Origin of the sequence: Actinomadura macra NBRC 14102, from assembly GCF_001552215.1 — a bacterium.
Lineage (GTDB): Bacteria > Actinomycetota > Actinomycetes > Streptosporangiales > Streptosporangiaceae > Spirillospora > Spirillospora macra.
Map to the genome: position 1 here is coordinate 646,715 of NZ_BCQT01000010.1, position 24,401 is coordinate 671,115.

The 24,401-nt window shown below is 71.9% G+C and carries 18 protein-coding genes, 1 tRNA gene and 1 pseudogene; 6 read left to right on the top strand and 14 right to left on the bottom strand.

Going from position 1 to position 24,401, the window contains the following annotated elements; genetic code table 11:
- Positions 1 to 5: 5 nt before the first annotated feature.
- From AMA02S_RS19715 to AMA02S_RS19750, 8 genes are read right to left on the bottom strand one after another with little or no spacing between them, the layout of a single operon-like run.
- Positions 6 to 956, bottom strand: coding sequence for a coiled-coil domain-containing protein (locus AMA02S_RS19715; RefSeq protein WP_067460663.1), 951 nt, complete (start codon positions 954 to 956; stop codon positions 6 to 8).
- A complete protein-coding gene (locus AMA02S_RS19720) occupies positions 953 to 2,185 on the bottom strand; it encodes an acetate and sugar kinases/Hsc70/actin family protein (protein ID WP_067460666.1) in 1,233 nt (410 codons plus the stop codon). Before AMA02S_RS19720 ends, AMA02S_RS19715 begins: the two co-directional genes overlap by 4 nt.
- Entirely contained in the window at positions 2,182 to 4,818 is a 2,637-nt protein-coding gene (locus AMA02S_RS19725; protein WP_067460668.1) for a hypothetical protein, read from the bottom strand. The genes AMA02S_RS19720 and AMA02S_RS19725 overlap by 4 nt, the downstream gene beginning before the upstream one ends.
- Positions 4,806 to 5,891, bottom strand: coding sequence for a hypothetical protein (locus AMA02S_RS19730; RefSeq protein WP_067460671.1), 1,086 nt, complete (start codon positions 5,889 to 5,891; stop codon positions 4,806 to 4,808). The genes AMA02S_RS19725 and AMA02S_RS19730 overlap by 13 nt, the downstream gene beginning before the upstream one ends.
- Positions 5,888 to 7,732 (bottom strand): hypothetical protein, encoded by a 1,845-nt coding sequence (locus tag AMA02S_RS19735; RefSeq protein WP_067460674.1) that lies wholly within the window; start codon positions 7,730 to 7,732, stop codon positions 5,888 to 5,890. The genes AMA02S_RS19730 and AMA02S_RS19735 overlap by 4 nt, the downstream gene beginning before the upstream one ends.
- Positions 7,719 to 10,310 carry an AAA family ATPase gene (locus AMA02S_RS19740; RefSeq protein WP_067460677.1) on the bottom strand — a complete coding sequence of 864 codons (2,592 nt, stop codon included), beginning with the start codon at positions 10,308 to 10,310 and terminating at the stop codon, positions 7,719 to 7,721. Before AMA02S_RS19740 ends, AMA02S_RS19735 begins: the two co-directional genes overlap by 14 nt.
- Positions 10,307 to 11,716: a coiled-coil domain-containing protein gene (locus AMA02S_RS19745; RefSeq protein ID WP_067460679.1), complete on the bottom strand. Its 1,410-nt coding sequence runs from the start codon at positions 11,714 to 11,716 to the stop codon at positions 10,307 to 10,309. Before AMA02S_RS19745 ends, AMA02S_RS19740 begins: the two co-directional genes overlap by 4 nt.
- A complete protein-coding gene (locus AMA02S_RS19750) occupies positions 11,713 to 12,390 on the bottom strand; it encodes a 4Fe-4S single cluster domain-containing protein (protein WP_218005035.1) in 678 nt (225 codons plus the stop codon). The genes AMA02S_RS19745 and AMA02S_RS19750 overlap by 4 nt, the downstream gene beginning before the upstream one ends.
- 323 nt (positions 12,391 to 12,713) lie before the next feature.
- Between AMA02S_RS19750 and AMA02S_RS43575 the strand changes: the two genes are divergently transcribed.
- The 3 genes from AMA02S_RS43575 to AMA02S_RS19760 all read left to right on the top strand — a co-directional run bounded on the left by AMA02S_RS43575 (position 12,714) and on the right by AMA02S_RS19760 (position 15,187).
- Positions 12,714 to 13,019, top strand: a complete 306-nt coding sequence (locus tag AMA02S_RS43575) for a hypothetical protein (protein ID WP_157430707.1) — start codon at positions 12,714 to 12,716, stop codon at positions 13,017 to 13,019.
- Entirely contained in the window at positions 13,016 to 14,635 is a 1,620-nt protein-coding gene (locus AMA02S_RS19755) for a DUF4407 domain-containing protein (RefSeq protein WP_084265335.1), read from the top strand. Before AMA02S_RS43575 ends, AMA02S_RS19755 begins: the two co-directional genes overlap by 4 nt.
- Before the next feature lie 237 nt (positions 14,636 to 14,872).
- Entirely contained in the window at positions 14,873 to 15,187 is a 315-nt protein-coding gene (locus tag AMA02S_RS19760; protein ID WP_067460685.1) for a PspC domain-containing protein, read from the top strand.
- Here AMA02S_RS19760 and AMA02S_RS19765 read toward each other — a convergent pair whose 3' ends face one another.
- Positions 15,188 to 16,516 carry an MFS transporter gene (locus AMA02S_RS19765; RefSeq protein WP_067460688.1) on the bottom strand — a complete coding sequence of 443 codons (1,329 nt, stop codon included), beginning with the start codon at positions 16,514 to 16,516 and terminating at the stop codon, positions 15,188 to 15,190.
- 84 nt (positions 16,517 to 16,600) lie between these two features.
- Entirely contained in the window at positions 16,601 to 16,942 is a 342-nt protein-coding gene (locus tag AMA02S_RS41955) for a metallopeptidase family protein (protein WP_067460691.1), read from the bottom strand.
- A gap of 27 nt (positions 16,943 to 16,969) precedes the next feature.
- On the opposite strand from AMA02S_RS41955, the gene AMA02S_RS19775 reads away from it, so the two are divergent.
- The 3 genes from AMA02S_RS19775 (at position 16,970) to AMA02S_RS41960 (ending at position 18,867) form a co-directional block, all read left to right on the top strand.
- A complete protein-coding gene (locus AMA02S_RS19775; protein ID WP_245667655.1) occupies positions 16,970 to 18,550 on the top strand; it encodes a metallophosphoesterase family protein in 1,581 nt (526 codons plus the stop codon).
- Between the two features lie 71 nt (positions 18,551 to 18,621).
- A tRNA-Glu gene (locus tag AMA02S_RS19780) sits at positions 18,622 to 18,694 on the top strand.
- A 14-nt stretch (positions 18,695 to 18,708) separates the two neighbouring features.
- Positions 18,709 to 18,867: a hypothetical protein gene (locus AMA02S_RS41960; protein WP_157430708.1), complete on the top strand. Its 159-nt coding sequence runs from the start codon at positions 18,709 to 18,711 to the stop codon at positions 18,865 to 18,867.
- Between the two features lie 633 nt (positions 18,868 to 19,500).
- Here AMA02S_RS41960 and AMA02S_RS45050 read toward each other — a convergent pair.
- From AMA02S_RS45050 to AMA02S_RS19795, 4 genes and pseudogenes are all read right to left on the bottom strand, one after another.
- A pseudogene (locus AMA02S_RS45050) lies at positions 19,501 to 20,733 on the bottom strand (recombinase family protein); the annotation flags it as partial.
- Complete coding sequence (locus AMA02S_RS19785; protein WP_067460694.1) at positions 20,651 to 21,013, bottom strand: hypothetical protein; 363 nt, start codon at positions 21,011 to 21,013, stop codon at positions 20,651 to 20,653. The gene AMA02S_RS19785 and the pseudogene AMA02S_RS45050, both read right to left, overlap by 83 nt.
- 568 nt (positions 21,014 to 21,581) lie before the next feature.
- Positions 21,582 to 22,574 carry a MarR family transcriptional regulator gene (locus AMA02S_RS19790; protein WP_067460697.1) on the bottom strand — a complete coding sequence of 331 codons (993 nt, stop codon included), beginning with the start codon at positions 22,572 to 22,574 and terminating at the stop codon, positions 21,582 to 21,584.
- A 682-nt stretch (positions 22,575 to 23,256) separates the two neighbouring features.
- The gene (locus tag AMA02S_RS19795; protein ID WP_067460700.1) at positions 23,257 to 23,727 is read right to left on the bottom strand and encodes an ATP-binding protein; all 471 of its coding nucleotides are present in this window, start codon (positions 23,725 to 23,727) and stop codon (positions 23,257 to 23,259) included.
- Between the last annotated feature and the right edge of the window lie 674 nt (positions 23,728 to 24,401).

The window sequence follows — 24,401 nt, forward strand, 5'->3', positions numbered from 1 at the left end:
GGCCGTCACCCGGTCCAGCCGAGGGCGGCGCGGGCCCGCTCGTGCGCCTGGACGTGGTCGGCGAGGACGCGGGCGAGGATCTCGTCGATCGCGTCGAGGCGTTCCCCGATGTCGGCCAGCTCACGGTCGGCGCGCTCCAGGCCCGTCTCCTTGGTCAGGGGCGGGGTGCCGTCGTTGAGGGCGGCGAGGAGTTCGCGGTCGGCGTCGCGGTGGGCGCGGAGGGGGACGAGGACCTCGTCGTGGCGGGTGCGGAGGCTTTCGAAGCCCTGCGTGGCGGACGCGAGCTCGGCGCGGGACGCCTCGATGCGCTCCTCGGCGCCGTCGAGCCGGCCGCGGAGTTCGGCCAGTTCGGCGTCGGCGGCGACGGCGTCCTCGACGGCGGCGCGGACCTTCGGGTTCAGCAGGGCGAGCTGCTCGCGGGTCAGACGCAGCAGATTCCCCGCGCTCTCGGCGAGGACGCTTTCCGCCTCCTCGGCGGGGCGGGTCACCGTGCCGTCGAACGCGGCGGCCTGGGCGCGCAGGGCCTCCACCTCGTCGGCGAGGGCGCGCAGGCGGCGGAGTTCGGCGACGCGGTCGCGGAGGCGGTCGTGCTCGGCGGCCTGCTCGGCCAGGTCCCGGCCGGCCTGGTCCAGCTCGTCCAGCGCGGCGCGGTCGGCGGCCAGCCGGTCCCGGGCGGCGGCCAGCTCCGTCTGCCGTTCCCGCAGGTGGTCGTGGACGGGCCGGCCGGGCGACGCCGCCTCCAGCAGGGCCGGGACGGCGCGGGCGATGGCGGTGAGGGGTTCGAGGGCGTCGTCCAGCGCCACGACGGTCTGGAAGGCGGCCACGTCGTCGCCGGGTCCGGCGGCGAGGGCGCGGGCGGACCAGTCCGCCGCGAGGCGCAGGGCGGTCAGCGCGGCGGCGGGGCCGTCGTCGGCGAGCGCGGCGGCGAGCGCGGCCTTGACGTCGTCGGTGGTCATCGGGGCGGCTCCCTGTCCGGCGGGGGGTCGATCGGGTGGTGGCGGGCCGCGCCGCCGGCCGCCGGGGCGAGGACGAGCACGCCCGGGCAGGCGTGGGACGGGCGGAGCCCGACGCGGTACGGGCCGGGCGGCAGCTCCGGCAGGTGGACGGTCACCTCCCGCCCGTCCACCCGGACGCCGAACGGCGTGGGGGGACCGGAGACCTCCACCAGCACGGGGTAGCCGTCCTGGACGGCGAAGTCGACGGACGGGTCGAGCGGCACCTCCCGCACCTCCAGCAGCCCGTGCCTGATCCGGTGCAGGGGCAGGGACACGGTCGGTCGTGCGGGCTCGGCGACCGACAGGCCGCCGGAGGCGATCCGCAGGGCGCCCCGCACGGCGGCGGCCGGGCCGAGTACCAGGGGCGGGGCCGATGGGGACAGTTCGTCCAGCAGCACCCGGCTCACCAGGGGGAACACCCCGAACCGGCCCGCGACCGCGATGGTCGCGGGGGCCGTGGAGCCGGAGAGCGCCCGGGTGACGACGTCCTTCAGGGCCGTGGCGGTGGAGGAGAAGGCGGTGATGAGCGTTCCGGCGGTGAGGTCGGTGTCACCGATCCGGTAGACGGGTGCGTCCCGGTAGCGGGGGTGGGTCCAGGCGCGCGGCAGGACGACCGCGGCGCGGCGGCCGTGTCGCGTCCTGGCGCCGTCGAACAGGGCGGGGAAGCCCACGGCGGGGGGCGGGCCCGTGTAGGTCGCGGCGACGGCGGAGTCGAAGGCGTGCCCGCCGCCCTCGGCGACCGCGACGGACGTCACGCGCAGGGTGCGGCCGTCGGCGGTGCAGAGCGCGGAGGAGACCATCCGGGCACCGAGATCGCAGACCAGCACGGGACCCGCTTCCGGCCGGTCGGGCGCGCGGTGCAGTGCTTCGGCGGCGACGCAGGCGGCCTGGCTCAGCCAGGTGACGCGCGGCCAGCCCAGCTCCTCCAGGACGGTCCGGCGCAGCCGCTCGTAGGCGCGGGCGCCCTCGGCCGTCCCGTCCAGCCACGACTCGGGGACCGTCACCGTCATCCCGGAGATCGCGCCCGGGGCCTTCTCCCGCCCTTCCACCAGCAGCTTGGACAGGAAGACCGCGAGGTCCGCGCCGGGCGTCGGACGGGAGGCGACGACCGGGGCGCCGCCGGGTCCCGACAGCGCCAGCCTCGTCGCCGCCGACCCGACGTCCAGCGCGACCGCCACCCATCCGGTCATCCGTCGTCCGACCTGCGCCGGCGGCCGAACCGGCCGCCGCGGCTCTGCTTGGCGACCCGGTCGACGGTCGACTTGATCTCCTCGATCCGGGTGCGGACCCGCTCGGTCGGCTCCCATGTCTCGCGTCCCACCGTCTCCAGCAGCTTCAGCTGGTGCTCGACCTCCTGGGTGGCGAACTCGGCGAGGACCTCCCGGAACTCGGCGGCGACGTCGCCGCCGAGCGCGCCCGCGACGATCGCCTCGGCCATGTGGAGCCCGTGCCGGTCGGCCTGCGTCTGGTCGTAGCGGTGGGCGATGGCGTCCTCGACGCGCCGCATCACCAGGTACGCCTCCCCGGCGGTGAGCGGGCGGCCCGCGTCGACCACCGCCTTGAGCGCGGTGGGCGCGCTCGACCAGGTCTCCGTCGCGGCCCGCACGTAGAAGTCGGCGACCTCGTCGATCGCGGCGTCCGGCGAGAGGTGGCCCGCCACGCCGGAAGCCGCCCCGACCGGAACCGGGGCCGGCGACGCCATCCGCGGCGCGGGGGCGCCCGCCGTCGCCGGGACGGGCTGGTAGGCGGCCTGGTTGTCGCGCAGCCCCCGGCGGAGATCACCGAACGCGGGACGGGCCACCAGCTCGGGGTCGGGCGGCTCGGGGTCGAGCACCCAGATCAGCGGCGTCCAGTCCTGGGGGCCCTGCGCCAGCAGGGCCCGGACCAGGTTGATGACCCCGTCGGCGCGGTCGGGGCTGCCCGCCCACGGGCGCTGCCGCAGCGCCGTGGTCAGCTCGTTCACCAGCGTCGTCCCGAGACGGCTCTGCCGGGGACGGTTCCCCCAGGCCCACAGGAGCCCGTTCTGGTACTTGCCCGAGTCGGCGCGGCCCAGCGCTTCTTCGAGGAAGCGGGGGGACGAGCCGACCATCATCAGCAGGGCGTCGGACGCGCCCCGGCCGCCGGGGTCGTCGGTCTGTAGCTCCGCCATCGTCGCGGTGACGAAGTCGCGGGCGGACGGGGACACCTCCGCGCGCTCCCCGAGCCAGCCGATCAGGGCGCGCAGCACGAGATCCAGGCGGCCGAGCCGTCCCGCGACCCGGACCAGCGCCGACGCCCATTCGGGCTGCCCGTCCGCCAGGCCGCGGAACACCACGCCGTTGACCTCGCGTCCGGCCAGCAGCTCGGTGAACGGCGGCAGCATGTCGCGCAGCCGGCCGCTGAGCCAGCCGGCCCAGGCGGCGGTCCGGTCCCGGCCGCGGTGCTCGGAGGCCAGCAGCGCGGCCGCGAGCGCGTGGTCGTGGTCCAGCTCGACGAGCAGCTGCGACCCGCTCCAGGACGGGTCGGACGGGTCCACATGGTCGCGGATCAGCTCGGCGGCCAGCGCGCGCGCCGCGCGGGACGAGCGGCCGCCATCCCCGCGCCGCACCAGGCTGGACAGGAACGGGTCGGCGAAGCGGCGGCGCGCGGCGAACGTGGCGTACCGGGAGACCCGCCCGTCGGGGTCCTCCCGCCACAGCAGCCCGGCGGCGGCCTCGGCCAGCGCCTCGGTCAGCTCGGTGCCGCCGGTCGCGGCGGCCTGGTCCCAGCGCTGCTCGACCAGCGGCAGGTCGTCGGGCTGCCCGTCGCGGATCAGGCAGGCCAGCACGCGGCTCTGGTCGGCGGGACCGATCTCCTGGAGCCGGGGGCCGCGCAGCAGCCTGCGCGCCTCGCCCGCGGCACCGGGGCTGTTCGTGGCGGCGCGCCGTGCGACCTCACGCGGCCACTCCACGTCCGCGAGGCGCCGCAGCGCGTGCCCTGGTTCGCCGAAGTCGCGTGGCTCGCCGCCCGCCGCGAGGTAGCCGACGAGCCAGGACAGGTCCCGGTTGCGGCGCAGCAGCTCGTTCAGCAGCCGCAGGTAGTCCTGCGCCGTCTGGGACAGCTGTGCGGCCTCCGCCGGGCCCCGCCAGCTCACCTCGCGGGCGCCGTCGCGGGCGCGCCGGGTGAACGCCAGCCGGATCTTGTCGGCGGAGCCGGTCGCCCAGGTCGCGCCGGTGAAGTCGGCCCGGTACCCGTACGGGAGCAGCGCCGCCACCGCGTCCAGGAACGCCAGCCGGTCCTGGAGGGACGCCTCGCCCGCGTGGACGACGTCGACCCGTCCGTCCAGCAGCAGCGCCGCCGTCCGCATGACCTTGCCCCGGTCGAACCGGGCGATGTCGCGGGCCAGGTCGGCGGGCGAGTACTCCGGCGGGACGAGCGTGACCCGCCCGCCGGACGCGCCGCCGTGCTCGCCGCCCGGCTCGCCGTCCATCGGCAGGTCGAGCCGCAGCAGTTCGCGGTAGAGCGCCCCGTAGGAGACGGGCGCGGCCTCCACCTCCTGGTAAGGAACGCAGATGTACTTGGTGAAGGCGACCGGGCGGCCGGAGCCGTCCCGGTGCTCGGTCCAGTCCTCGATGGACATGCCGAGATAGCGGTCGGGCGCCTCGCCGACCCAGCTGATCGTCACCCAGGGCAGCGCGCCCTCGCCCGTCCGGTGCGCGGGCGGGGTGCCGAGCCCGTAGCGGCGCAGGATGCGGCCGAACCCGGCCTGGGTGAACGGTTCGCGGCTGCTGTTCAGGACCCCGTAGTCGTCGCTGCTGCCGGGCCGCTTGCCGAACAGCGCCCAGCCCGCGGTCACCTGGACCATGGCGGCATCTCCCGGCCGAGCCACAGCACCGGCTCCACCACGTTGATCGGCCACACCTTGCCGCGGATCTCCACGCTGCCGTCGGCGCTCTTGCTGATGTTCCAGTAGTCGCTCTCGGTGAACCGGTCGGCCTCGCCCAGGTAGAACCCCACGGCGGACGTCGCGAAATAGCGCACCCGGTCGGGGTGGAAGTACTTCTGGATGCTGCCGAGCACCAGGTCGGCGTTGCCGACCTTGGAGTTGCGGCACAGCTCGGCGAAGAAGTGTCCCGCGGAGTCCTCGCGGACCCGCGGCAGCATCTGCGGGGTGTCGTCGTAGGTGAGGTAGCCGCCGACGCGGGCCTGCCGGTACACCTCCGGCGCGTCGAACTTCGTGACGCAGACGGCCAGGTGCTGCGGCAGCTTCGCGTCCGCCGAGCCCCGCTCGCGGAACACCCGCCGTGACAGCTTCAGCAGCGTCCGCTGGAAGTAGCTGTAGGAGTCGCCCTTGCGCCGCTCGCGGGTCGGGTCGAAGAGGTAGACGATCCCGTCGCATCCCGCGAGATGCTCGATGATCTGCTCTTCGTCGACCTCGGTGTGCTGCTCCTCCTGCTCGTCCCCGAACCCGAGGTTGTCGCCGCCCGACGCCATCGCCTCCCCCGGGACGGCCTTGCTCGCGAACACCCGGCCGGGCGAGTCCAGCAGGTCGATGTTGAACTCCAGCGGCACGACGTCGAACTTCTTGCCGAACCGTTTCCCGGTCGGGAGCGTCGTGGACCCCCGCAACGTCCAGCTCAGCGCGTTGGAGAGTTTCGTCGCGGCGGGGAACTGGCGGTGCTGGGTCAGCATGCCGGTCTGGGTGTCGAGGAAGTCGTTGGACTCCTCGTTCACGCCGTACAGCATCCAGTCCCCGGCGCTGCGCAGCACCGCCACCTGGAGCGCGGCGAGGAAGGTGGTCTTGCCGCTCTCCGGCGCGCCCCACAGCCCGATGCGGCGCATCTCCCGCTTGGGTTGGGCGATGTTCGGGTTCTGCGGTGCCTGCGGCCCGGGGGCCGCGTTCTGCGGCGGCGGGGAGAACTGCGATGGATTGGTCACCAGGCACCTCGTTCTAGATCGGCCAGGGGAAGGTTGAGTGTCTGCGGCGCGGACGGGAGCAGGCCGAGCCCCACCCCGAGCCGTCTGGCGTCGATGTCGTCCAGTTCGTGGAGCCCCGCCGCGGCGAGGCCGTCCCAGGCGGGATGGTCGCGGAACGCCAGGTCGTGGTACCCGTCGCTGTCCAGGACCGTGGCGCAGGCGACGCCTGCGCGGACGATGCCGGCCAGCGCGGCCTGCCAGCTCCGCTCGAACTGGCAGGGCAGGACGTCGTCGTCGCCCTGGATCGGCGGGTGCGGCGGACGGCCGCCCACCGTCAGCAGCACCGTCCGGGGCGGCGGGTGGCCGAAGGCGGGGGCACGGGTGCCGGCGAGGCGCTCGGCGATCTCGTGCAGGGCGTCCTCCACCGGCGCCGCCTCCGGGTACTCGATCGCGCTGGGCCGGAGCCGCGACAGCGCCTCGACGGCGTTCGCGGGTGTGCCGAGCCAGCCGCCGAGGACCGGCTTGCGCTTCTCCTTGCCGCGCCCGTAGGCGTGGTCGCGGTACCCGAGTACCGCCACCCGGATCAGGCCGGTATCGGTGCCTGCGCCGGTACCCGGGCCGATCCCGGGATAGGTCGCGTCCAGGACCGACACCAGCCCGCGCAGCAGGTCCAGCCGGCGGCGGACCAGCTCGTCCACGCCGCCCAGCTCGACCGCGCAGATCAGGTCGACGGGCTCGGTGAGGATCTCCAGCCGCTCGGGCAGCCCGTCCAGCAGCTCCGGCAGCCGCTCGGTGACCGGACGCAACCCCGGGGGCTCGGTGATCTGCACCCGGCCCGGCCCGTCCAGCACCACCTCGACGTCGGCGGGCAGCGGGGCCGCGCCCGCCGCCAGCAGCGTCCAGTGGCCGGCGCTCGCGGCGACGGCGGCCAGGACGGTCGCGCCGGCGTCACCGGGCGGCCGGGCCAGCGACACCGCGCGCCGCGTCCCGGCGGGGGTACCCGCGGGGAACAGCGGGATCAGCCGGGGCCGGAGGCGGCGGGTGCCCGGCTCGACCTCGGCGGCCAGCAGCCCCACATCGTGCCGCGCGGGCTGCGCGGCGACCAGCGGGCCGAGCAGGTCGCGCGCGCTCGCCCCTCCGGCGGGCACGACCGTGGCCTTCGGGTAGCGCTTGCGCAGGATCCGCGCCGCCCGGTCGGGGACGGGCCAGCCGAGTTCCCGGTGCACGAGGAGGACCTCGTCGCCCGGTTCGTCCAGGCGCTGTGGGAGGGCGTCCCGCAGCGACCGCCAGAGCAGGTCGCGGTCGAGTTCGGCGAACCCGCCCGCGAGCTGGAACCGCCGCTCGCCGGCGTCGCTGGACAGGATCGGCACCGCCGTCTCCCACGGGACGGTCTCCGCCGAGTCGTGCCCGCGCGGGATCGCCAGCTCGTCCAGCTCGACGCGGATCACCGTCAGGGCATGGTCCGCGCTGACCTCGGCGACGACCAGCCCGCGGCCGGGCTGCATCCGGTCCAGCGCCTTCGCAAGGGCGACTTGGAGCGGCGCGTCCGACATGGGCGGCGCGTCCACGGTCCGCCTCGCCTGTGCCCACTCCTGCGGGCTGGGCGTCCCGCCGCGCACGTGCGCGTGGTCGGTGAAACCCGCGCGGACGACCGCCAGCAGGTCCCGCTCGCGGCGCGCGGCGGCGAGCCGCTCCTCGAAGTCGCGGCGCGCGTCCGGGGCGGGCGCGCCGAGCCGCCATTCGCCGTGCAGCGGCCACCGGCACTCCGCGCACCGCGCCTCCTCGTGCGCGATGGGGCACCCGCATACCGGGCACCCGGGCCGTACCCTCCCCACCTCGGGGGCCCCGTCAGCGGCCGGCATCGGGCACGTCCTCCGGGAGGAAGGTGTCGACGTCGGCGTCGGGCGCGTCCGCCGTCCGAGCGGCGAGCCGCACCTCCATCTGGGGCATCAGCTGCTCCCGGACGGTCCGGGCGTTGCCGAAGTCGCGCGGATGCGCGCGGCGCTCCGCCGCCAGCCAGTCGAGGGCGCGGGCACGGGTCTCGACCGGGAGCCGGTAGCCCTCGGCGGCGGCCATCGATTCCAGGATCCGCACCAGTTCCTCCGGCGCGTAGTCGGGGAACTCCACCTGCACGCTGAACCGGGACCGCAGCCCGGTGTTGGCGGCGAGGAACGTCCGCATCTCCGCCGGGTAGCCGGCGGCGATGACGGTGAGGCGGCCGCGCAGGTTCTCCATCTCCTGGGTGAGGGTGTCGAGTGCCTCGCGTCCGAAGTCGCGGCCGTCGTCGCCCCTGGCCAGCGCGTACGCCTCGTCGATGAACAGCACCCCGTCCAGCGCCTCCTGGACCTTCTCGCGGGTGCGCGGCGCCGTGTGCCCGATGTACTCCCCGACCAGGTCGGCGCGGCCGGTGTCCACGACATGCCCCTTGGTGAGCAGCCCGAGGTCGCGGAAGATCCGTCCGATGATCCGCGCGACGGACGTCTTGCCGGTGCCGGGCGGGCCGAGGAACAGCAGGTGCGGCGCGACGACCTCGCCGCGGTTGCGCCGCTGCTTCAACCTGACCTGCGCGACCAGGTCCCGGATCGCCTTCTTCACCGGGCCGAGGCCGATCATCCCGTCCAGCTCGCCGAGCAGGACGGGCAGCTCCGGCACCGTCGGGCGCAGGTGCGCGCGCAGCCGCGTGGGCACGTCCGCCGCCTCCAGCGGACGGTCGACGGCCGCCCGCGTCCGCACCACCCAGCGGCGCTTGACGTCGTCGGCGAGGTCGCGCATCGTCCCGGCGTTGCCGAACCCGGGCCCGCGCGTGCGGTGCATGCCCTCGACGGCGCGGCGCAGGTCCGTCTCCAGCTCCGGCGTCCAGGTCAGGCCCTGCTCGCGGAGCCGCGCGAGCGCGATGCCCGCGAGGGTGCCCGCGTCGTAGTCGGGGAACGCGATGACGTTGGCCTCGGGGAAGCGGCGGCGAAGCCCGGGGTTGGCGTCCAGGAAGTCCTTCATCCGGTCGGGGTAGCCGGCGACGATCACGACGAGCCGGTCCCGGTCGTTCTCCATCCGGGTCAGCAGCGCGCCGATCGCGTCGCCGCCGAACCCGTCGGCCTGGTCGGCGAGCATGTACGCCTCGTCGATGAACAGCACGCCGTCGAGCGCGCCGTCGATCACCGCCTGGGTCTTCTGCGCGGTCTCCCCCGCGTACTGGCCGACGAGCGTCGAGGCGGTCGCCTCCACCAGATGGCCGCGCCGCAGCACCCCGAGCTCCCGGTACATCTCGCCGACGAGTCGCGCCACGGTCGTCTTGCCCGTCCCCGGGTTGCCGGTGAAGACCAGGTGGTGCGCGGCGGGTTCGGCGGTGCCGCGCCCCTCCGCGCGCATCCGGTTCTCCGCCTCGATCAGCAGCCGCATCCCGGCGAGGTGCTCCTTCACCGCGTCCAGCCCGGCCAGGCCGTCGAGCCGCCGCCACACGTCCTGCTGTCCGGACGCTGCGGACGTCACCCAGCCGCGCTCGCGCAGCACCGTCGCGTCCAGGGGCACGTCCGCGGCGGCGAGGGAGCGGAGCCGCTGCTCCCACGTCCGCGCGGGTTCGGCCGTCGCCGCCATCGCCCGGACGGTCCGCGCCAGCTCCGCCCAGCCGCCGACGCTCAGCCGCGGTCGCCCGGTCAGCCGCAGGACGTGGACGAGCCGCGCCAGTTCCGCCTCGTCCGGCTCGCCGACCCGGCCGGGGCCGCTGCCGCGTGCGCCGAGTTGCTTGGCCCATTCCTCCAGCGCCGGAAAACCTCGGACGTTCCGCACGAACTCGTACATCTCGGCCAGCGATGCCTTCCGCGCGACGAGCACGCACTTGTTGCCGGCGCTGCCCCGGTAGGCGACCCACTCGGCGAACACCGTCGCGAGCGCACGCCCGGCGACCGTGTGGCTCAGGACCTCCTCCGCGTGCAGCACCACGACCGCCGCGCGCATCCCGTCCTGCCGCATGAGGTGGTCGAGCGTCATCACCGCGTGCGCGTCGGTCATCCCGGCCCCCGGTGCAGCGGACACCGGCGGGCCGGACACCGGCGGCCCCGCCGGCTCCCGGTCGAGGACGGCCGTGGACGCCGGGGCCACCACCCGATCGCCGAGCGGTCCGCTGAACCCCGACCGCATCCGCCGCGCCGAGCGGTTCTTCTCGTCCCCTTCTCTGGCCTTGTGTCCCCGAGCCGTCTCCGGGCGGGCGCGCCGCCGTGACTCCTCGTCCCGGAAGTACACCTTGCGGTGCAGCGAATAGAAGACGACGCACTCGTACCCGGCCGCGTGCAGCGCCTCCCAGAGAGCGGTCTCGATCCCGTACGTGCGGTAGGCGCCGTCCACGAACGCGTCGTCCGCGCCCGGCCCGTGCACGATCATCACCGGATCGCCGTCGGCGGCGGTCAGGTGCAGCGCGGCGAGCCGCTCGGCGGGACCCACCCTCACCGTCGGACGTCCGGCCTGGACTGATCGCCCCGGGTACTGAGGGCCTCGGTGCTCGGGGACTCGGTACTGGGGGGCTCGGTACGGAGGGTCTCGAAGTCGGTGAGAGCCGGGTCGGCGCGCGGAGCATCCGCCATCGGGTCGCCTACCGGCAGGCCACGATCACGAAGGCTCGTGGCTATCTCCCGCGCGCGCTCTGCAAGCTCTTCCTCAGAGGCGGTGTCACGGTCGTAGGACAGGATACGAACAGCCAGCGTGCCGGGACCGTCATCCTCCTCCTCGTGCGCGACCTCGATGACGATCTCGTTGTCGTTGAGATGACGGAGCTTGCTGTAGAAGGCCGCGCGCTGGTCGTCGCCCGCGTAGGCGTTCTCCGTCCAGGCGAAACCGGTGGCGTGCTCGACGGCGTCCACGACCTGCTCGGCGACGTTGACGCGGGCCTGCGAGGCGAGGAGGGCGGCGGTCGCACGCGTGACGGTGTCGGTCAGTTGGCGCTCCAGGCCGGGTGCGTCCCGCCGGACGATCTCGCGCAGCTCCTCGGTGCCCAGCGGGCTGTCGTCGCGGACGTCGCCGATCCGGACGTCGAGGTCGCGGCGCAGCGCTGCCAGGCCGCCGCCCGACCAGTGGTCCACGTCGAAGGACAGGCCGTCGATCGGCTCGCCGTGCCCGTCCGGCGCGGGGAGCCGCGCGGAGAACCGCACCCGCTCGGCGACGACGGTCAGCGCGTCCAGCGCCGTGAGCCGGGCCGTCTGCCACTCCTGGTCGAGCAGGACGAGTTCGGCGCGCAGCTCGGCGAGGTCGAGGAACGTCTCCTGGAGCAGGCTCAGCGACTCGGCGGCGAGCCCGGCGGCGAGGTTGGACTCGGCCGTCGTGATACGGCGCTCCAGCCGGTCGAGCCGTCCGGGCGCGAACCGCTCGTGCGGCAGCTCGGCGCGGATCGCGTCGCGCATCAGCCGCGCGTCGGCGAGGGTTCTCTCGGCGGCGGACGCGGCGCGGTCGCGGTCGGCGCGCAGGCCGTCCAGCTCGCGGCCGAGTTCCTGGATCTCGGCGCGCCGCTCGGCCCGCTCGCGCTCGACCGCGGCGCGGATCCGCTCGTCCTGCTCGGCACGGACCTGCTCCACGGCCGAACCGATCTGCCCGCGCAGCCGGTCGGACTGCTCGCGCAGCCGCTTCGCGGTGCGCAGCTCGGACCGCTGCGCCTCGGCGCTCAGCCCGGTGAGGACCTGTTCGACGCGCCGCTGCCGTCCCTCCACCTCGCCGAACGCCTGGTCGAGCGCCTCGCGCTGCTGCCGCCGGACGGCCTCGATCAGCTCGGGAACATCGCGCCGGACCTGGCCGAGCCGGGCAGCCGCGGCACGCGCGTCCCGCCACGCCTCGGCGTCCACCGTGATCCGCTTCGCTCCGCTCACCGCGTGCTCCTCCCTGGCTTCGGTGGGCCGGACGAACCGGTGCCCTCCCGTTGGACGCCGGACGGGCCCATCGCGTTCGCCTCATCACCCTGCGCTACCGGCGGGTAGGTCGCGGCCAGCGCACGGGACGGGACGCCCACATACAGGGTCGCGCCGGTGCGGACGCGGACCTCGACCTTGCGCGGGGCCGTGCAGAGCGCCTCGCCCGCGTCCCGCAACCGGCCGGTCAGATGGTGGACGCGCTGGTTGGAGCTGCCGCGCAGCCCCCGATCGTCGTTGCGCGCGGCGACGTACAGGCCGTCGATCAGCACGTCCACCTCGGCGAGCAGCGCGGCCACGCCGTCGCCGGGCGGGCGCTCGCGCAGCCGTTCGAGCCGGTACCCGGTGAAACAGATCAGCGTGAGACCGGAACGGTCCCGGCGGGCGATCCGCGCGACCTCGGCGAGCCCGGCGGCCTGCGCCATCGGCTCGCCGCCGGAGAAGGTCAGGCCGGTGACGCGGGGGTCGGCGAGCAGCTCGGCGGCCAGCCCGGCGGGGGTGACGCTCCGCGCGGGAAGGTCCGGGATCCATTCGGGCGCTAGGCATTCGGGGCAGTGGAACGGGCAGCCCTGCACCCACACGACCGACCGCATGCCGGGTCCGAGCGCGCGGGTTCCCACGCATGTTTCAGCCACGTTGAGCATTCGACCGTTCGGGGGGATAGGCGACCGGATCACACCTGCCAGTGGGCCGGATTGTACGGGAGTGTCCCGCGCCGTCTCATGGCAGGTGACACAAACTCTCGGCCGATACTGGGGTATTTTCGGCCGTGATGACCGGATCTGGTCAGGTTCGGGGGAGTGCCTTCACTGTGACTCAGGGTTGTCCAACTTCGCGCGCTATCCTGCCCCTCTCGGCCCCCGCAGCCGGTCATCACGAGTTTCCTCATCACCCCGTTCGCCCGAATGAACAGGAATGGCCACCCGACATGGTCCCTGCCCATGAGGATCCTCCGCGCATGCCGCCGCACATGCCGGCCCGGCGGCCACAGGTCACCGCCCTCACCCCGCCCGCGGCGACCCTCGACGAGGACGCGCTCGCCCGCCACGAGCCGTTGCTGCGCGGGCTGCGGGCACGCGTCGGACGGTTCGCGTCCAGTCCCCTCGTTCGGCGCCGGACGGCCCCTCCGCGCGTTGCCGCCACACCCGTCGCGCCGCGCCTCCGCCGGCGTGCCCAGGCCGTGCCCTTCACGCGCTCTACCGCATTTGGCGCATTGCCATTCCGCGCGCCGTCTCTCGCCACCCGCCGAAAGCAGCGTCCATGACGAGTATCAATAGGCGAATTGTCGGATTTCATCCGCTGATCTGGCTGTCCGGCGCGCGGCCGGAAATCCTCGCGCAATGCCCGACCGAGCGCGGCAAATATCAGGGCATCGGCGCGGCAGTGCTGATCACCGCCGTGATGGCGGGTGTCTCCATGGCGTTCGCGCTGTCCATGGCGGTCAAGGCGCCACTGGTGTTCGCGCTGGTGTTCGCGGTCCTGTGGGGCCTCGCCATCATGATGCTGGACCGCTGGCTCGTCACCACCATCCAGCGCCAGGAGCGCAAGCGGCACGCCTTCTACCTCGCCGCGCCGCGGCTGGTCTTCGCGTTGCTGATCGGCATCGTGATCTCCACCCCGCTCGTCCTGCAGATCTTCAAGCCCGAGATCGAGGTACAGCTGGAGCGGATGAAGTCCGAGGCCGCCGACTCCAGCGCGCGGGAGGCGCAGTCCGGTGACCTCGGGCTGCGGATCTCGCGGCTGGACGCCGAGGCCAAGCGGCTCGAAGGGATCATCAGCAGCAACGGCGACACCGGCACCGACCTGAACGCCGACCCCACCATCGCCGGCCTGCGCAAGCAGGAGGCCGCGGCGCAGAAGCGCGTCACCGACGCCCGCGAACAGCTCGTCTGCGAGCTGGGCGGACGCGGCGGCGACTGCAAGGCGGGCGACGGGCCCCTCGCCGCCCAGCGCAAGCGGCAGCTCAACGACGCCGAGGCCGAACTGAAGCGCATCCGCGGCCAGATCGCGGCACGCCAGAGCGTCCTCCAACGCGAAGGCGTCACCTCCAGGCAACGCAACGTCGAAACCGCCCGCCAGCGGCTCCCGCAGGTTCGCAGGGACCTGGCCGCCGCCCAGGGACAGCGCACGCGCCTGGACGACGGCTTCGCGTCCCGGAACGCCGACTCCGACGGCCTGCTCCTGCGGCTGAAGGCCATGGACGAGCTCACCGACCAGCAGGGCACCCTGTTCTGGGCGCACATCCTGCTGCTCCTGCTGTTCACCTCGATCGAATGCCTGCCGATCTTCGTCAAGCTGCTGCTCACCCTCGTCCCCAAGAAGAACCTCTACGAGGAGATCCTGGAGATCGAGGAGCACCGGCAGCGGCGCGTCGCGCAGGAGCGCTCCCGCCGCGAGCAGAACGCGCAGATCCTGGACGCCGAGGACATCATCACCCAGGCGCGCCTGCTCCGCGAGGCGCGCGACGCCGCCATCCCCCGGATGGTCGAGCAGACCGTCCGCGCCGAGGAGGAGATCGCGCAGGCCGTCCTGCACGAGTGGCGCAACCGCGAGCTGCGCAACGTCCCGGCCAACATCGACGCCTACCTGCTCGCCGACCAGTTCCCCCACGTCGACCCGCATGCGGCACCGCCCGCGAGGCCGCCCGCGAGGCCGCCGTCCAACGGCAACGGGTCCGGCAACGGCCACGTCCAGGGCGGCGCCGGCTCGCCGCCCCGTCCGGGCCCGGCCCGTGGACCGCTCCCGCCCTCGGCCCCGCCTCCGGCCGGACCACCTCCGGCGGGCCTGCCTCCGGCAGGCGCGGCCCCCTCCGGCCCGTCACCGAACGGCGTCTCCAGCCGGCCGCCGGGCTCGTGGGGAGCACCCAGCTCCTTCTCCTGACCTGGACGGCGAGCTGGCCGGCCGGTCACCGAAAGGCATCGAGGCCGGCGATGGCCTTGCCCGTGGCCACCGAGCACCGTCCGGGCGCGTCCATGCGCGGAATCCGCTCTGGCGGGCGGTGGATGTCGCCGTCAGGGTACGGCCAGGGCCGAAGGTCCTCCGTTCAGGGGACGGGTCAGGGACGAATCAGGGCGAATCCCGATGTGGGAGTCCGCCGGAGCGGGGCATGATCGAGACATGGACATGGAGAAGAACACCACCACGAGCAAACAACTGCGCCGCACCCGCGAGGGACGCATGATCGCGGGCGTCTGCTCAGGCGCCGGCCGGTTCCTCGGCGTGGACCCCAACATCGTCCGGCTCGGCCTCGCCGTCTTCACCATCTTCGGCGGCGCCGGCATCGCCCTCTACGCGATCGGCTGGCTGCTCATCCCCGAGGAGGACGCGCCCACCTCGATCGCCGAGGACCTGTTCAAGAAGGCCGGCGACAACCCGAAGGTCCAGGACGCCGTCCAGAAGACCAAGGACGCGATGAACAAGAACCGCGTCTGATCACGGTGCGGAGGCGGACCGGCGGGCGGCCTGGACGGACACGCCCGCGGCGGCGTCCTGCGGTTCGAGACTCTCGCGCACGGCGGCGATGACGCCGCCGCGGACCTGGTTCCAGGTCAGGGTCAGCATCGCGGCGGCCGACAGCCCGAGCACACCCGACAGCGCCACCACCGTCTCGGGCCCGAGGACCTGCGCGGCGGCACCGGCGGCGAGGATGCCGAGGCCCTGAACGGCGAGGATGCCCGACTGCGCGAGCCCGAACGCCTGCCCCCGTCCGGAGGTCGGCACCGACGCCACGAACGCCGCGTTCGCCGCGAGCTGGTAGGCGCTGCCCATCCCCGACAGCGCCCACAGCAGCACGACGCCCCACAGCGGCGGGTACGTTCCCGCCCCGATGAGCGGCAGGCACGCCAGGATCGACATCCAGCCCATGACACGCAGCCGGTTCGTCGGACGGACGAACCGGCTGAACAGGAACGCCCCGGCCACCATCCCCATCGGCATCGCCGACATGAGCAGCCCCACCGTGATCGCACCGTCCCCGAACGTCGCCGCGTACGGAGCGGCCAGCCCCTCGGGCACCACGGTGAACGCGCACAGCCACGCGAACAGCACCAGCGACCGCAGCGCGGGATCGCCGAACACCAGCCGCACCCCGTCCCGCGTCCCGCGCCACAGCCGCAACGACTCGCGCTCGCGCTGCCTCGGCGCGGGCCGTCGCCGCAGCCCGCCGACGAGGACCACCGCCGACAGGCCAAAGGTCGCCGCGTCCAGGGCGAGCGCCCCGTACGTCCCGATCACCGCGACGGTCGCGCCCCCCGCCAGGAACCCGAGCATCTGCGCGGCCTGGTGCGTGATGTTGTTGATCGCTGAGCCGGCCACATATCTGTCACCTTCGAGTACGTCCGGCATCACCGCGGCACGGGCAGCGGTGAACGGCGCGCCCAGCAGCACCGTCACGAAGACGAAGGCGCACAGCGCCCAGAACGGCATCGCCATCAGCGCCATGCACGCGACCAGCCCCGCCCGCACGACGTCGCACACCACCATCACGGTGCGGCGCGGGAACAGGTCCGCGAGCCCGGACAGCACGGGCCCGCCCACGATCGGCGGAAGATAGGTCAGCGCGTACGTGAGCGCCGTCAGCAACGCCGAGTTCGTGTGCTCGTACACGAGCACCGCCAGCGCGACCTGGGCGAGCTGATCGCCCACGAACGACAGCGCCTGCGCCAACCAGAGGGCACGGAACTCCCCCACCGCGAACACCTCGCGATAGGTCGCCTGCGCCTCCGGCGGGCGCCGATGCCTACCGCTCTGCCTTCCCGCCACGCACGCTCCCTGGGTTGCGCGTCCCTCCCCATTAACTCACGCTGCGTGGCGTTCGCGTGACCTACAGTGCGCAATCGACGGAAGTCAGTACCCGAGTTCGTCCAGCCTGTGGTCGTCGATTCCGAAATGATGCGCGATCTCGTGGACCACCGTGATCCGGACCTCCGTCACCACGTCGTCCGGGGTGTCACAGATCCGCAGGATCTCGTTGCGGTAGATCGAAATGTGATCGGGCAGGACCCCGCCGTACCAGTCACCCCGCTCGGTGAGGGGTACGCCCTGATAGAGACCGAGCAGCCCCCGCTCGGGCGCGTCGTCCTCAACGACGATGACGACGTTGCGCATGTGGGCGGTCAGCTCGGATGGGATGGTGTCGAGGGCCGTACCGACCAGGTCCTCGAACGCCTCGCGCGACATCTCGATCACAACGTCATTCTGCTCGAAGGAGACCCTGTGCCGCGGACGTGGGTCCGTAACACCGTGGACAAGCCCGTCACCGCCGCCCGCCGCCTGGCCCCCGCCGGCCGCCGGGTCCGCGCCGTCCTCACCGGCCGATGGGCGAGACTCGCCCTCGTCCTGGCCGTGGGCGCCGCCGGCGGCTACGCGGGTCTGCTCCTCGGCGGCCACGCCACGACCCCCGTCGGCCCCACCGACGTCCAGCTCGCGCTCACCCCGTCCTGGGGCGGCGGCACCACCCTCAAGCTCCCCCCACTCGGCGCCCTGCACCTCGACACCCACTGGGGCCCGATCTCCCTTGAGGCCCGCGTCATCGACCTGCGTCCGGACGAGGCCCGCAAGCTGATCGAGAACGACGCCGAACTCGACCGCGTCACCGACCAGATCGCCGAGCAGATGCGGCACGGCGTGACCGTCATGCTCGCCCGCGCCCTCGCTCTCTCCCTGCTCCTCGCCTTCCTGACGACCCTGGTCCTCTTCCGCTCCTGGCGCCGCGCGCTCCTCGGCCTCGCCGCGTCCGCGACGGGCCTCGTCGCCCTCACCCTCACGGGCCTGCTCACCTTCAACCCCCAATCCGTCGCCGAGCCCCGCTACACCGGCCTGCTCGCCAACGCCCCCCAGGTCGTCGGCGACGCCCAGAGCGTCGCCGCCCGCTTCTCCGTCTACCGCGCCCAGCTCGCCCACCTCGTCGGCAACGTCTCCAAGCTGTACGCCGCGACCTCCACCCTCCCGACCTACGAACCCGACCCGTCCACCCTCCGCGTCCTGCACGTCTCCGACATCCACATCAACCCCGCCGCCTGGAACGTGATCCGCTCCGTCAGCGCCCAGTTCCAGGCCGACCTGATCATCGACAGCGGCGACCTCATGGACCACGGCACCAAGGCCGAGGACAAGTTCGCCAACGCCATCTCCGACCTCAAGGTCCCCTACGTCTACGTCCGCGGGAACCACGACTCCCAGGGCACACAGAAGGCCGTCGCCCGGCAGAAGAACGCCATCGTCCTGGACGACACCACCCGAGACATCGAGGGCCTGCGCATCTACGGCGTCGGAGACCCCCGCTACACCCCCGACAAGAGCACCCGCGACGACTTCGTCGGCGCCGACCAGCTCCGCGCCGAAGGCCTCACCCTCGCCGACAAACTCCGCAAGACCGGCAAGCTCCCCGACATCGTCGTGGCCCACGACCCCGCGGAGAGCGAGGCGTTCTCCGGCATCACCCCGCTGATCCTGTCCGGCCACGCCCACAGCCGCTCCACCAAACTCCTGCCCACCGGCACCCGCCTGTTCGTCCAGGGCTCCACCGGCGGCGCCGGCCTCCGCGGCCTCGAACGCGAACAGCCCACCCCCATCGAGCTGTCCGTCTTGTACTTCAGCCGCGCCACCCACCGCCTCCAGGGCTGGGACGACCTCCGCCTCGGCGGCCTCGGCCTCACCTCCGCCCAGATCGAACGCCACCTCGAACCCGACCCCGACCGCCCCATCAAGCCCCCACCCCCCTCTCCGCCCCCGACCCCCACGTCCCCTTTCCCGTCCGGCGAGCCCCCGACCAGCACCTCCCCGCGCCGCCGCTAACCGTTTACCCGCGACCCCCTGTTGTCCCCTACACTTGACCAGGTTGAGTGGCGGTCACCCCGCCACCACGGGCCCCCTTCGTCTAGCGGCCTAGGACGCCGCCCTTTCAAGGCGGTAGCGCCGGTTCGAATCCGGTAGGGGGTACACACGGAACCGGCTTGACCGGAACCGACCACCACGTTCGCGACATCCCGCTGCATATCGACGATTTCGGACGTGATTGTCACCTCGCATTTCACGAGGCGCTTCTCCCGGTCATGGTGCATCTTCAACCCGAAGACATCCAGCAGCCGCCGCAGCGTCGGCTCGGGAAGTAGTTCCAGGTCGACCGGACCGCTCGGCAGCAGATCCAGCAGTTCGGGCGCCGGGCGGACGGGCGCCGCCTCCTGGAGTTCCCGCAGCCTGCCGTGCTCCGCCTTCAGATCGGCGGCGATCTCGGCGGCGCGCTCGTTGACCCGCTGAACGAGCGCCGGGGTCGGCTCCTCCAGATTCTCCAGCGGATCGAGTACACGCGCTTGCCGCCGGCCCAGGTCCTTGATCTTGGCTTTGGCCATCGCGACCTGCGTCTCATGCTCATCCAGGTGATCATCGTCGAGCCGAGCGAGAAGCACCTGCAAACGTTCGCGGCGGTGGGCGCCGAAGATCTCACGGTTGAAGAACTCGTTCAGCCCCTCCATCAGCGGTTTCTCCCGCACCCTGATCACGGCGGGATGCCCTTCGGGCAGGTAGGAGCGCTTCGGGCTGCAAACGTAGTAGGTGTTGCCGGAGTCCTCCTTGCCGAACATCCGCCGCCCACACAGGCCGCACGTCATGTAGGACCTCAACACAAAGGTCCGCCGAGGCTTCTCGGGCTTGCTCCGACCACTTGGGCAACCACGGGCCCGCGCGTTGTCGCGGGCGACCCGTTGCGCCTCGGTGAAGACCTCGATCGTCACCAGGCCAGGGTGGGTTGGCTCCCCAGACCACACCCACACCTCGGGCGGGTTGCTTCTCCCACCCGCCGAAGAGGTCGCTTTGCGATTCCACACCATGTAGCCGGTGTACTTGGGATTGCACAGGACGTCGCGGACCGAGGAGTAGGTCCACCTGCCCACCGTCCGGGACTTGGCCGTGGCGACCGGTGCCGGATTCCGCTCCAGATCGGTGTTCAGACGGTCAGCGATCTCCTGGTACCCCACACGTTCACCGATCCGAATCTCGAAGATCGCCTGGACGACCGGTCCCCGCACCTCGTCGGGAATCAGCACGTGTTTGGTGGCTCCCTGTTCTCGACGCGCCGCCACCGGGTGAGGGACCTTCTTGGCCGCGTATCCGTAGGGTGGCCGCCCGACGTTGAAGCCCTGCCGGGTGTGGACCTCGAACCCGCCCCAGGACTTCTCCAGCATCTCCAGGACATACCACTCGGCAACACCCTGCTTGACGCGCCGGGTCAACACCTGCGACGAGCGCTTACCGCCGAGGCTGATCGGTTCATCGGCTGCCCACAGCGGGATGCCGACCTGCTCCAACCGGTTCTCGATCTGGGTTCCGACATAGGTGCGGCGCGCGATCCGGTCGACGGACTCGCAGATCACCGCATCGAATCGCCGGTCAGGCTGGGTCGCCTCAAGTAGCAGGTCCTGGATGCCGCCATCGCGCGGCACGGGGATGTTGAAGCGCTCGTGCCCGCGCCCGAATCCCCGCGCGTCGAGATCCTTGCGCCCCGACTCGATGTCATAGAAGTGCGCGACGATCACGGCCTGTCCAGGAAGCGCCGTGTGCAGCGCGGTCTGGCTACTGGCGAGCTGACGCGGCAGCGACAGGGTCGGGTCCTGCTTGTCCTCGGTCGAGGTCCGCCCCGCGAACGCCACCCGCAGCGGCCCCGACAACCGGAGGCCACCACCCGGACCGGTCAGACCTCGGGAACGGACGCTTCGCGATCCCGCCGCGAACACCTCGATAGGGACTGGGCTTCCTGATTGCTCCACCACGTGAGTGCCTCCTTGATTAGGCGTGCCTGGGCTCGGGCTAGTTGTTCCTGGACGGACGGGTCCGCCGGGACCAGTCGCCAGGTCAGCGTCGGCTGCTCGCCATCGCTCCGCGATTGCTTGCGCGGCCCGGTCACCGTGTCCCCGGCCGCCGGGCGTTGGCGCTGGTGGTCGCGGTGTCAAGCCGGTCCGGGTATGACCGCACACCTCTGCCATGAAGATCAAGTCCGGACACCTCGCTGCCCACGGGACCGGTCTCGTCCGCACGGGAGAAGAACAGGAGATCCTCGTGGGCGGTGGCCATGGCGGGGATGCCGTGTTCGCGGTGGTCGCAGATTCTGGTGAGCGCGGCGCGGCGGGCTGGTGCCGGGCGTGGCTGGGCGGTGGGTTGGGTGGGCTTGCCGGTGGTGTCGTCGGGGCATAGCCAGACGGTCAGCGGCAGGAGTTGTCGTGCGTGGGTGGCGGGTGTCGGAGCCGGTCCGTTGGTGCTGTTCATAGTGGGTGACCCGTGATGGTCACCCGGTCCCCTGTCTCACTAAGTAAAAGACCCAACGCGTCGACGATTTGGACAACGAAGGTCTCTCACCTCTCACCCGGTCACACCACCGGCGAAGGTCACGCGACGGGAAGGCGCGACAGCGGGAGTCCGAGCAGCCGTGATCACGACGGCCGCAGGAGGGACATCTCAGCTGTGAGGTGGTCCCGCAAGAGGACGCTCCACAGTTTTGATCACCCTTTGCGCGTTCACGCTCCGCCCCCGCGTTCACACAGGTCACAGCGATTTTGAACACCTGCTGGATCTTGACGATCGAGGCCATCTCAGACGTGCTCATGGTGAACACTTCGCGTTCTGGCGCGGCAGCCGCGACATCCCATGCCCAGCCGAGTAGGACGAACACCTGGTCATAGGCGTCGCGTTCGGTGTCGTGCGAGGTCGTGCCGGTCGCGTCACCGGACATGTAGCGTCTCCCTCGTCATGACCGCCTCTTTCACGTTGGGGTGGGGTCGTGAGACCCGGGTCATGACGGGGCGGACGGGCCCTGACCCGTCCACCCCGCCTACGGTCACTCCGTGGTGTTGGCGACGTCGCCGGTTTCGGTGGTGGCCGGGTTGGCGGCGCGGAACCGGCGGGGGCGCTCACAGGTCAGGACGGCCTCGCCGCACCCGACGAGGGTGTCGAGCGCGTTAGCGATGGCGCCGGATGACCGGTCCAGGACTTTGGCGATCTCGCCGGGCGTGAATTCTTTGTCCGGGTAGGTGCTCAGATGTCCGGCGACCAGGGGCCGCAGCGGCGACGGGGCGCTACGGTCTCCGGTCGCGCGCGCCGTGCGCGTCCCGGTGCCGCGTTGGGTGCGGCGGACGCTACCGGCGTAGCGCGCTATGTCCTCCATGCCGCGCGTGATTCGCTCGTCGTCGTCAGCCGCTATCGCGGCGAGGGTGGTGGTGACCGTGCCCAGCAGGTCGGTGAGGATCACGCGCGCGGTTTCGCGTTGTTCCACCTTGCGGAGTTCGGCGTCGACCCGTGCGCGCCGTTCGGCCTCCTCTTCCTGAGCTTTGCGCAGCGATTCGGCCGCCGCTGCCCGCCGGTCGGCCTCGTCCGACAGCACCCGCATGGCGGTCGCGAGGGTGTCCGGTGAGATGACGCCCGTCCCGCTAGTGGCGTCCGTCCCGGTGGTGGCGTCCGGTGCCGTTGGGGCGTCGGTGCCGCTGTCGTCCGCCGGGGCGGCCGCGTGGTTGTCGCTGGTGCCGGTGGCGGCCGTGGGGGCGACCGGGGCCCACACGTCCGGTGTGCGGCCCCGACCGGTGCCCTGACCGGGCGATCGGACGGCGAGCCCGGCGTCCGCAAACGCCGTCAGGGCTTTGGTCACGGTCGCGCGGCTGACCCCGGACGCCTCAGCCAACGCCGCCACCGTCACACCGTCCGGCGCGGCGTTCAGCGCGTCCCACACGGCCTCAGCCGCCCCGGTCGGACGTCCCCCCGCCGCGCCGTCCGTCGCACTGTCCGCCGGGGCGGTGGTGGCCGTTCCTGCGGTCACGGTGGTGTTGATGTTCGCCATTTTCACTACCTCCAGAATGGCGGCCGAATTGGGCGGGACTTTCCCGCCCGGCGTCGTCCGCCATCACGACCATTTCTCGACCGTGCGGCGAAAGCAACACGGAGCGCCGACCAATTGCGTCACCGTAACGGCTGAACAGACTTACCTCGGTAAACATTAATTTAATGATCGGGCCAAGTTCGGCTACCGCTACGGGTGCGGGCATTCCGAGTCGCCAGCCCATCATGCTCGCGCGTTCCGGATTCACCCTGTCGCGGCGATCTCGACTCGGACGGTGCGGCGCGTGTGCCTCGCTCCACCTTCAGACGAGACAATGCCACCGGCACTTATGCTCTCAACAGTTGGCGCGACACAAGGAAAAAGGCCCTTCATGTTGGAAGTCGGTGAATACTTTGGAGCGAGTGATCGGAGAATGTTTCTTCACACGAACGAACCGACCCTATGTATGTTCCTCTTGAGGGATATCCGGGTGCACCATCGCCCCACCCGAGACGCGCATTGACCTGCGGCGACATCGGCCAGGACGGGGGGCGCCCATAGGCAACCCCCCGGTTGCTCCCCCGCTCTCGCCCCCGGTTGCCCCCTTGCCTTGACCTCGCGAGTATGCGAAGGCCCCGCCCGCGTCTAGCCTGATGCGCGGGCGGGGCCTCTTCAGCCTTGGCCTTGAGGGCGGAACCGGCCGTTAAGGGCGGGTCGGTCCCACGGCAGGGAGCTTCTGTATGGCCTCGGGCGGCTTGTCGCGGGGCTGGCCGGTGGAGTCCAGGCCCGCCCAGACGGTGTGGCCTTCGGCCGGGCTTCCGTAGATACCGAACAGCGTGGCCATTTGCGCGACCGCCCACAGGCCACGCCCACCCTCACTCTCCGACAGCGAGACCTCGCGCGGGTGCTCCCGCACTACGGGATACCCGTGACCGCCGAGGTCACTGACACCGATGTAAACCAGGTCGCCGACCAGCAACTCGACGGCGAAGCTGCCCTTGTGTTCGCCTGACCGAGTGTGACGCACGGCATTGGTGGCCAATTCGGTCACCACGAAACCCACCGTGCTGTCGATCTCGAAATCGGCGAACAGGAACACCGTGAACATCCGCGCGAGCGGAACCTGATCTGCCCGTCCCGCGAAGACGCGATGCCAGGACTGCGACGTGCTCACCCCTGTGATCGTGGGTTCGAGACTGAGTCTGGGCATTCCTTGAATTCCCCCTACCGGCCGCTCCGTCGCCGCGTTCCCATTAGCGGCGAACCAATCGCAGCGAACCGGCCACCATCAAGGAACAGCTCCAATTGATATGTCAAGCCTACGAATAGAAGTGTTCCAGGAAGGCGCCTTTGATAGCACGGACGCATAGGTGGACGACAAAGCCGAGGTGACCGGAGCGAACGACCTCGTCAATCACGCAACGGACCGGTACTCACGGTTCTCTGCCGCAAAGGCGTTGGGCCAGCGAGATGCCAGGGATTAGGGGCGTCGAGCTTGCCATGACATCTGAGGCATCCTTGCTGAAACGGCGAAGCAGGCGTCGATTTATACACCGCAGAACCGGCGCCGCTCACGAGCACAGACCCCGCGCGGCCTGGCGAGAGTGCATATACGACGACAACCGTCGGAACACGCGGACGGTCACTCAGCTGAACCATTCCCGCGTGCGGGGCCGACGAGAGTTCCCGCGCGTGGACCTCCACGACCTCTACGAACCATCCCCGTGGTTGCGGCCGTGAGAAGTGGAGAACAGTCCCACTGTCGTCCAACAACTCGCAGGGGGCTGACTAGTACCTTCTACAACCAGAACCGAATCCTCGGCGGAGATCCTTTCTGGGTACGAGCTG

Coding starts and splice junctions, on each gene's coding strand:
- AMA02S_RS19715 (WP_067460663.1), bottom strand. CDS start 956: ATGACCACCGACGACGTCAAGGCCGCGCTCGCCGCCGCGCTCGCCGAC.
- AMA02S_RS19720 (WP_067460666.1), bottom strand. CDS start 2,185: ATGACCGGATGGGTGGCGGTCGCGCTGGACGTCGGGTCGGCGGCGACG.
- AMA02S_RS19725 (WP_067460668.1), bottom strand. CDS start 4,818: ATGGTCCAGGTGACCGCGGGCTGGGCGCTGTTCGGCAAGCGGCCCGGC.
- AMA02S_RS19735 (WP_067460674.1), bottom strand. CDS start 7,732: ATGCCGGCCGCTGACGGGGCCCCCGAGGTGGGGAGGGTACGGCCCGGG.
- AMA02S_RS43575 (WP_157430707.1), top strand. CDS start 12,714: ATGCCGCCGCACATGCCGGCCCGGCGGCCACAGGTCACCGCCCTCACC.
- AMA02S_RS19755 (WP_084265335.1), top strand. CDS start 13,016: ATGACGAGTATCAATAGGCGAATTGTCGGATTTCATCCGCTGATCTGG.
- AMA02S_RS19760 (WP_067460685.1), top strand. CDS start 14,873: ATGGACATGGAGAAGAACACCACCACGAGCAAACAACTGCGCCGCACC.
- AMA02S_RS19785 (WP_067460694.1), bottom strand. CDS start 21,013: ATGAACAGCACCAACGGACCGGCTCCGACACCCGCCACCCACGCACGA.
- AMA02S_RS19790 (WP_067460697.1), bottom strand. CDS start 22,574: ATGGCGAACATCAACACCACCGTGACCGCAGGAACGGCCACCACCGCC.